The organism is Collinsella sp. AF16-8 (assembly GCF_003462695.1).
In the GTDB taxonomy this organism is placed as follows: domain Bacteria; phylum Actinomycetota; class Coriobacteriia; order Coriobacteriales; family Coriobacteriaceae; genus Collinsella.
Map to the genome: position 1 here is coordinate 1 of NZ_QRXX01000017.1, position 7,077 is coordinate 7,077.

General features: G+C 59.2%; 6 protein-coding genes. All 6 read right to left on the reverse strand.

Translation table 11 applies throughout. From position 1 onward, the window contains the following. Nucleotides 1-98 precede the first annotated feature (98 nt). The 6 genes from tsaD to acpS are packed head-to-tail and all read right to left on the reverse strand — an operon-like array spanning nt 99 to nt 6,922. Nucleotides 99-2,483, reverse strand: a complete 2,385-nt coding sequence (gene tsaD, locus DWW73_RS09835; protein ID WP_117779468.1) for a tRNA (adenosine(37)-N6)-threonylcarbamoyltransferase complex transferase subunit TsaD — start codon at nt 2,481-2,483, stop codon at nt 99-101. Then, nucleotides 2,470-2,976 carry a tRNA (adenosine(37)-N6)-threonylcarbamoyltransferase complex ATPase subunit type 1 TsaE gene (gene tsaE, locus DWW73_RS09840; RefSeq protein ID WP_117779469.1) on the reverse strand — a complete coding sequence of 169 codons (507 nt, stop codon included), beginning with the start codon at nt 2,974-2,976 and terminating at the stop codon, nt 2,470-2,472. Before tsaE ends, tsaD begins: the two co-directional genes overlap by 14 nt. Nucleotides 2,977-2,988: 12 nt before the next feature. After that, complete coding sequence (locus tag DWW73_RS09845; RefSeq protein ID WP_089573671.1) at nt 2,989-3,609, reverse strand: uracil-DNA glycosylase; 621 nt, start codon at nt 3,607-3,609, stop codon at nt 2,989-2,991. 8 nt (nt 3,610-3,617) lie between these two features. Further along, nucleotides 3,618-4,763, reverse strand: coding sequence for an alanine racemase (gene alr / locus DWW73_RS09850; RefSeq protein ID WP_089573672.1), 1,146 nt, complete (start codon nt 4,761-4,763; stop codon nt 3,618-3,620). A gap of 2 nt (nt 4,764-4,765) precedes the next feature. After that, the gene (locus DWW73_RS09855) at nt 4,766-6,382 is read right to left on the reverse strand and encodes an NAD(P)H-hydrate dehydratase (protein WP_117584236.1); all 1,617 of its coding nucleotides are present in this window, start codon (nt 6,380-6,382) and stop codon (nt 4,766-4,768) included. After that, complete coding sequence (acpS, locus tag DWW73_RS09860; RefSeq protein ID WP_117779470.1) at nt 6,383-6,922, reverse strand: holo-ACP synthase; 540 nt, start codon at nt 6,920-6,922, stop codon at nt 6,383-6,385. It lies immediately after the preceding gene. Nucleotides 6,923-7,077 lie beyond the last annotated feature (155 nt).

Sequence of the window (7,077 nt, forward strand, 5' to 3'; positions counted from 1 at the left end):
GCAAAGAAGGCCACTTAATGTGGCCTTCGTCTTGCGCAGGACTGTAGAGCAGGAAACCTTATATCCGGCCCCTCCGTCCGGGGACCGCGCCGTACCAGCTACAGCGTCATGTTTGGATCGGCGTCGACGTCGAACGGCGAGATTTCTCCTCGGTCGAATTTACGGCGGGCAACCTCTGCGATCATGGCGGCGTTGTCGGTGCACGCCGAAAGCGGTGGCACCGTTACGCGGATCCCCTGACGCCCAAGCTTCTTGATCATCATCTCGCGCAGATGCGGATTAGCCGAGACGCCGCCGCCGATGCAGTATTCCTTGCATCCGGTGGCATGCAGGGCGTTTTTGGCCTTCTTGTACTGAACGTCAAAGACGGCTGCCTCAAACGAAGCCGCCAGATCGGGCAGGTGAATCGTGCGCCCGGCCTTGGTCTCCTGCTCGATGTAGAGCGTCACGGCCGTTTTAAGACCCGAAAGCGAGAAACGATAGTCTCCCCTGCTGTTAAGCGCGCGAGGAAAATCGATCGCGCGGGGGTTGCCCGTCTCGGCCAGCTTGGAGATGATGGGGCCACCGGGATAGCCCAGACCCAACGCCTTGGCTACCTTGTCGAAGGCCTCGCCCACAGCATCGTCGAGTGTCTCACCAAGTACCTCGTAGTCGCCCCATGCCTTCACGTGCACGAGCATGGTATGACCGCCCGAGACAAGCGTGAAGATAAACGGCGGCCTGAGATCGGGCTGCGCCAGCAGGTTGGCGAACAGATGGCCCTCCAGATGGTTGACGCACACGAGCGGCTTGCCGGCGGCATAGGCAAAGCCCTTGGCGAAGGCGACGCCCACTACCAGAGCACCCACCAGGCCCGGACCCTGCGTCACGCCAACAGCGGCGAGTTCGCTCGGCGCGATGGCTCCACCCTCAAGACCAAGCGATGCTGCGGCATCCTCGAGCGCCGCATCCACGACACTCACAATCACCTCAACGTGTTTGCGCGAGGCGATCTCGGGCACCACGCCGCCAAAGCGGGCGTGAAAATCAATCTGTGTCGACACCTGGTTGGCCAGCATATTGCCATCCGCATCGATAATCGCCACGGCCGTCTCGTCGCAGGAGCTCTCGATAGCGAGCACTAGGCGGCGGCGCTCAATTTCGGCACGCTCCCCCTCGGAGCGCCCAGGCGCAGGCAGCGGCCATACGCGCTGCTCTGCCGCCGTCGGCTCGGGCGAAGCATTGTCGACCGGAAGCACCAGGGGCAGCGGAGCCGTCATGACGACGGCGTCCTTGCCGGCACCATAGTAGCCGCGGCGACGGCCAGCCTCGGTAAAGCCCAGAGCGTTATAAAGCGCGGTCGCTCCCTCGTTACCGTCCTCGACCTCGAGCGAAGCCGTAGTGCAGCCGAGCATCTGGGCATCATAGCTCACATGCGACAGCAGCTTGCGGGCAATGCCCTCACGGCGATGTGCCGGGTCGACGGCGACATCCAGAATCTGCACATCACCGTCCACGACCATACCGCCGGCAAGGCCCAGCAGCTTGCCGTCGTCGTGTGCCACCCACCAACTACGCGGCGCAGCGACGTCCTCGCCCAGTTCGGACAGAAACATGCCCGGCGTCCATGCCTCGTGTCCGGCACCTTCAAAGCAGGCAGCCTCCAGCGCGCTTGCGCCCTCGGCATCCGCCGCGCCCATGGGACGGAACTGCAGATGACGACCGGCGAGCTCATCGGCAACACCCGTAATTTCGCTCTGCGCACTCTCGGCAAGACCAAGACGCTTGCGCTCGTTTTCCTCGGCATCCGAAAGGCGCGTGTAAATCGGCAGGACGCGGGCCGGATCGCCGTCACCCGCAGCGTGCGCGAGCAGCAAGCCCTCGCCCGAAGGCCACCACAGGTCGCGCTCCACGCAGCGGGCGGCCTCGTCCTCACCCAGCAGCTTGCCATAGCGCACTAGACCGTCACCGGTCAGCTGAACCTGGCCCCAGTCCGCTGCTTGGCGCCACTCATCGAGCGCCACGGCGGCCTTGACCACGTGTTCGCGCTCAAATTGACGCTCGGGACCCTCATCGACCAGCATATACAGCGCCGGATATACCTCACCGCGCATAGCATCGGCCAAGATACCAAGCTTGCCGCGCACGCCAGCCTTCCACGCCGTCCAAGCGCAAGCGTCGAGCGTCGACACGCCCAGCAGCGGAACATTGGCACCACGCGCGAGGCCCTTGGCAGTGGAGATGCCGATGCGCACACCCGTAAAGGACCCCGGGCCGCGGCCGACCACATAGCAACCAACATCGCTGCGATCCAGACCGGCTTGAGCCAGCACGCCATCAACGGTATTCACGAGCTCAACGTTGGCGTGACGGCGACACATGTGGTCGCCACTCACGAGCTTCGTCTCACCCGTCTGCCCATCAATCCAGCTTGCCGCGCAGGCAAGCATGTCAGTCGAGGTATCGAGCGCCACCACCAGCGCGTTGTCGTTATGCAAGCTCATCTTGTACAGCCTTATCAATCAAATGGGAAAGCTCCATTGCGCGGTCACCGTGCGCCTCAAGCGTTATCGTTCGCACGTCGCTGTCGCCCTCATCACGCCTGAGCGTCACCGAAAGATACTCATCCGTCAGCTCGTCCTGGAATTGTTCGCCCCATTCCAGCAGGCAAGCACCCTCATAGCCCAGCACATCGAAAATGCCCGTATCCTCGAGCTCGTAGGCATGCTCCAGGCGGTATAGATCAAAGTGAAACAGCGGAATACGACCTTGATCGTGAACGGCCATGAGGGCGAACGTAGGGCTCGTAACCATATGCCCATCGCCCAGCCCGCGCGAGACGCCCTTGGTAAAGTGAGTTTTGCCCACTCCCAGGCCACCGGTCAGGATGAGCACATCGCCGTCCACAAGGCACGGTGCAATTAGCTCGCCAAAGTACTCCGTATCGGCAGCGCAAGTCGTTTTGTAAGTACCTACCCCCAGGCGCTCCAGGGACATATATGCTCCTTATTATTCCGAGGCGTCCTCTGGCGCGGGATGTCGCTCCAGATAGTCGCCCAGCATCTTAAAGTCTTCCTCCAGCAGCTCCTGCCACGCCGGATTGCGCAGCGCTGCTGCCGGATGGAACGTGGGCATTACCACAAAATGCCCCATCTGGTGGAACCTGCCGCGCAGCTTAGTAATGCCAATCTCGGTCTTTAGCACAAAGTGCGTCGCGGGGTTGCCGAGCGTCACAATAATATCGGGCCAGATGCTTCGAATCTGCTCACGCAAAAATGGCGAGCAAGCCAGCACTTCCTCGGGACGCGGATTGCGGTTTCCCGGCGGGCGGCACTTAAGCACGTTGGCAATGTAGACGTCTTCGCGTTTGAGCCCCGCCAGCGACAAAATGCCGTTGAGGTCCTCGCCTGCCGCCCCCACAAAGGGCTCGCCCTGCAAATCCTCATTGCGGCCCGGCGCCTCGCCAATAAACATCACGCGAGCGTGGGGGTTTCCCACGCCAAACACGATGTTATGGCGCGACTGGTAAAGCTGGCAAAGGTGACAATCGCCCAGAACGGCCTCGATCTCCTCGAGTGCGACCTCACGCGGCGCCTGATGGCTATGGCCGGGGATGTGCATGACGCCCATAGCGACTCCTACACGTAGACCTTGTCGAGACGCATACCAAAGCCGCAAGCGACCTCGTAGTTAATCGTGCCGCGTAGGCGCGCCATCTCGTCCATGGTAATCTCGGCATCTCCATCGCGGCCGACAATGATCATCTCGTCACCATACTCGGCCTCGGGAATCTCATGCGCCGGGTTGGACTGAATGGCGACCATAAACTGGTCCATGCAGATATTGCCCACCTGACGCACACGCTCGCCGCGATACAGCACGTCCATACGATTGGAAAGCGTACGCGAAAGGCCATCGGCATAACCGATCGGAAGGGTGCAGATCTGAACGCGCGTGCGCGGTACGCGGTAGGTAAAGCCGTAGCCCACGCCCTCGCCCATCGCAGGATGCGCCACGCGCGTCACACGCGCGTGGACGCTCATGACGGGATCAAGCTGCATCACGCGACCACTCAGCTCACATGGCTGCAGACCATACAAACCGATGCCGGCACGAATCATGTCAAAGTGCATTGAAGAATCGAGCATCGAGGACGGCGTATTGGCACAATGCACGATACCGCATTCAAAACCTGCGTCCTTAATGGCCTGAACGGCCTCGGTAAAACGCTGGCACTGCAGCTTGTAGTCCCAACCCGAAGGTTCATCGGCCGTGGCAAAGTGCGTAAATACGCCGTCGCACTGGATGCCGCGATGGAAACTGATGCCGCGTACAAAGTCGAGCACCTGTGTGTAGTGAACACCGATACGATTCATGCCCGTCTCGATGGCAAGATGGTACTTGCCCACCTTGCCCGCCGCGACGGCGCATTCGCCATACGCAAGAGCAAAATCGGACGTATAGACCGAGGGCATGATATCGAATTCGAGCAATGCAGGAATAGCCTCGATAGGCGGCTCACTTAGAATCAGGACGGGCTTAGTAATCCCGCCCTGACGGAGCCCAACGCCCTCGTTAACCGTCGCCACGGCAAACATGTCGGCACCGGCCGAATACATGATCTTGGCACACTCAACAGCTCCATGACCATAAGCATCGGCCTTGACCACGCAGCACAGGCGCTGACGCGGATTCAACAAGTTCTTATAGGCCCTCGTGTTGCGACGGAGCGCCCCGCGGTCGATCTCGACCCAGGACCAGCGCGTCAAATCGGCTTTATTCATGATTAGTCATCCGACCCTTCGTCCATGATTCCCAGATCTTCGAGCGCATCCTTTGCCGCCAGCTCCATGGCAGGACCGATCAAGTCGATAAGATCGGTCGCGATGACGCTCTTCTCACCATACTCCGTCGCCGCGGCAAAACCGGCGTAGCTGTGAAGTGCGACGGCGTACGAATACAGCAACTCCCAACGATCCATCTCGTCGCGCATGGTGGCAAGCGTGCCGGCCAAAATACCCGCGAGAACATCACCCGAACCGGCAGTTGCCAGAGAAGCCGGACCCGAGAGCGGCAGCAGCACACGCTCAACGCCACAGATAGCCGTCGTCGGCCCCTTGGCAATGACCACCAGATTGTCGGAGCCTGCAGCCCAGACAACCTTCTGCGCGGCCGCAATCGCGGTACCAAGGTCGTTCACCTCGTCACCGGCAACCAGACGCGAAAGCTCACGATAGTGCGGTGTCATAACCAACGGCTGCTCGCGACGATACATCTCGGGGTTACTATCAATACCGTCAATGGCAATCTTAGCAAGGCAGTTGAGTGCATCGGCGTCCAAAATTAGCGGTACATCAAGCTCGAGCAAGCCCGAAACCACCTGCATAGCGCCGGCAGACGTCGTCATACCGGGACCGCACAGCACGCAGCTGTACTTCTTTGCGATCTCGCACACCGTCATGCGCGCAGCGGCGCCAAAGGAGCCGCGGGAATCAGACGGAATAGCAAAGACCGGAATCGAAGGAAGTGCCATGCGAATGAGATTGGCGCAGGCGTCAGGAGCCGCGACTGCCACGTAACCAGCACCCGCGCGAGCTGCAGACTTGGCCGCCATAATGGCAGCACCAGGATATTGCGCTGATCCGGCGACAATAAGCACGGAGCCACGGGAATACTTATCGATATTCGATGGTAGCGGAGCAAAGTAATCAACTAAGTCACCGGGCTCGACAATCTCGGCGGCGTGGTCGACATCATCGATGACCTCGTCAAGACGGTCGTAAAGATTGCCGCAGGTCAAATCGCCGGCATACTCAGGACCATCAGCGCTATACAGACCAATCTTGGGCGCAATCATCGTCACCGTGCGCTCGGCACGAATGCAGTCGTCATCAACAACGCCCGTCTCGGCATTCAGGCCCGAGGGGACATCAATGGATACGACACAATCGGCGCATTCATTGACCGTAGGAATCCAAATGGAGAACGGCGCACGCAGATTCCCGTGGAAACCGGTACCAAAAATGGCATCGACAACAACATCGGCCTTATCGATCAAAACCTCGAGTTCATCACGCGAGGGGCCGACGCAAACGTGCACATCGCGGCCGGCAGTACGACGAGCAACATGACGTGCCAGAGCAGCAGGAATCTCATCCGGTTCAACCGGAGAAACGATATCCACGTCCACACCCTTATGGCTCAGGATATCGGCGGCAACCCAACCGTCGCCGCCATTATTACCAAAACCGACCAAAACGAGAACCCGATCGGGATTGAGCTTCAAGACCTCGTTAGCGGCAAACTCACCCGCTAGCTCCATAAGCTCGGCCTTCGAAGTCCCTTCGCGTTCGATGATATCCTCGAGACGAACGACTTCTTCGGTACTCAAAACCGGTTTCATCTATGCTCCTAGCGTATCTTGCGAAGCATCGCCCAGGTGCTCCGTCAATGCTGAATTCTGCAGCTGCTCGAGCTCATCTAATACAGAGCGAGCCTCTTTAAATGTCTGCGCAACGCGTTTCTTGGTGCTCACCTTTTCATCTTTTGGCTTAGGCCGAGCATCTTCGGTAATCGCGATGGCATTCGCAACGGCCAAGTCTCCCGTAAGCGTAATGGAAAGAGCGACCTCAACAACGCCCAGTTCTTGAGCGATCTCGAGAGCACGGCCCGAAAGCAGCGCCTTCGGTTTGCCGAGTTTATCACGCGTTACCGAAACATCCTTGCGACCCACGCCTTGACTAAAACCCGTGCCGAGAGCTTTAAGCACCGCCTCGCGCGAAGCAAAGCGGCTCGCATAGTGAGCAGCGGGACGCGATGATGCATCGCAATACGCACGCTCTTCTTCGGTAAACACACGCCGAGCAAACGACGGCGTCTTTTCAAGAATTGATTTCATACAGGAAATCTCGACGATATCAACGCCGATACCAGCTTCAGCCATGTTCACCTCCATATCGAACAGACTAAGTTATTGTAGCCCGTTCACAGAAGATGCGACAAACGAGGGTTATAAAACACAGCTACTATGTGAGACAAAACCCGTAAACGCAAAAAAGGGGGAGGCCGCGAGGCCTCCCCCTTCTTCAAGTCATCAGA

Coding starts and splice junctions, on each gene's coding strand:
- tsaD (WP_117779468.1), bottom strand. CDS start 2,483: ATGAGCTTGCATAACGACAACGCGCTGGTGGTGGCGCTCGATACCTCG.
- tsaE (WP_117779469.1), bottom strand. CDS start 2,976: ATGTCCCTGGAGCGCCTGGGGGTAGGTACTTACAAAACGACTTGCGCT.
- DWW73_RS09845 (WP_089573671.1), bottom strand. CDS start 3,609: ATGGGCGTCATGCACATCCCCGGCCATAGCCATCAGGCGCCGCGTGAG.
- alr (WP_089573672.1), bottom strand. CDS start 4,763: ATGAATAAAGCCGATTTGACGCGCTGGTCCTGGGTCGAGATCGACCGC.
- DWW73_RS09855 (WP_117584236.1), bottom strand. CDS start 6,382: ATGAAACCGGTTTTGAGTACCGAAGAAGTCGTTCGTCTCGAGGATATC.
- acpS (WP_117779470.1), bottom strand. CDS start 6,922: ATGGCTGAAGCTGGTATCGGCGTTGATATCGTCGAGATTTCCTGTATG.